The following is a 1,231-nucleotide window of genomic DNA, read 5'->3' as shown; positions in this document are numbered from 1 at the left end:
GCCGGGGACGTTACGGGTAACGTATTCGACGATAACGGAGTATCAGTCTATGTGAAGTACTCTTCCTACCCCCGGGCGAGGGGAAACAGTTTTCTGGCGTTCCGCAGGTACGCCGTGGAGCTCGAGAGCCAGTCATCTGCCTGGGAGGAGTCCGCTTCGGAAAAAGACAGGGAAGAGCCCTTCGGGGCCCCATCCGGACCGGGATCCAAAAGCTACGGGCCCTATGCCCCCGACATGAAAAGCCTGAAAAACCCCGGGGGTGTGCTGACGGGGAAGGTAGACTTCAGGGAGAACTTCTGGGGGCCCCTCACCTCCGAGATGGAGGAAAAGGGGCCCGGGGGTAACATCACGGGGATTCACGACGGCCGGGACGTTGGGCTATTTCTTTACGAAGGGAGAGAGTATCCGATGGACACCGTCGATTTTAGCGGGTACCTTGCGCGTCCCACGGGGGGATTCGGGGAATGAGAAGAAACGCGTACCTGCTGCTGGTGGTTTGCTATTTCCTTCTCTGTCCGCCTGCGTCCCTCTCCGGACCGTTTACCGGGATCCGGGGGAGGGCGGCGGTAAACGGGCAGACCGTCGAAGGGGTACGGGTCTTCGTGTTTGAGAGCCTCGACGCGGTCGTTCGGTGCCGGCCCGTTTCCCGGAGCGGCCCGACGAATCTGGAAGGATTGTATTCCCTGGAGCTTCCGCCGGGCAGATACTGGGTCGTGGGGTACGGCGGGGAAGGGGAATGCCCATCTCCGGCTCCGGGGGACCTGTTCTGTTTTTACGGGGGAAACCCCGTGGTGGTGGAGCGGGAAAAGCCCACGAACGTCGGCCTGGCGATGGTGAGCGTGATGCCGGCCCCACCACCGGGGGGAGGGAAGGGGATAACCGGATATGTCTACGATGAGCAGGGAGAGCCCCTGGATGGGGCCGTTGCATATCTCTACAGAAACGCCGATGGCGGGCTGAGGGGGATCCCGGACTACTTTACCCGCACGAACGAGAAGGGGAGGTTCCGGGCAAGGGTGGGCAAAGGCCGGTACTTCGTCGTTGTGAGGAGGCGGCAGGATGGGGAAATGTTCGGCCCCACCCAGGTGGGAGATCATTTCGGGTACTACCCCCACAACCCGGTCGACTATGACGGTGTTTCTGATCGATCAATCCGGGTCGATGCCGTGATGCGCCTCTCCCAGCTCGAGAAGTTCGAAGGCTTCGAGGAAATATCCCACGGTATCAGGGT

2 protein-coding genes are annotated in these 1,231 nt (G+C 61.3%); both read left to right on the top strand.

Annotation, left to right across the window (positions count from 1 at the left end; all coding sequences use genetic code 11):
• Positions 1 to 468: hypothetical protein (locus tag GTN70_10515; GenBank protein NIO17400.1), on the top strand; the 468-nt coding region annotated here is incomplete at its 5' end.
• A partial coding sequence (locus GTN70_10510; GenBank protein ID NIO17399.1) for a hypothetical protein occupies positions 465 to 1,231 on the top strand: 767 nt, incomplete at its 3' end. The genes GTN70_10515 and GTN70_10510, both read left to right, overlap by 4 nt.

This window comes from Deltaproteobacteria bacterium (assembly GCA_011773515.1).
GTDB lineage: Bacteria > Desulfobacterota > Deferrimicrobia > J040 > J040 > WVXK01.
Note: the sequence above shows the minus strand (reverse complement) of the source record. Positions and strands in the feature narration are given on the sequence as shown.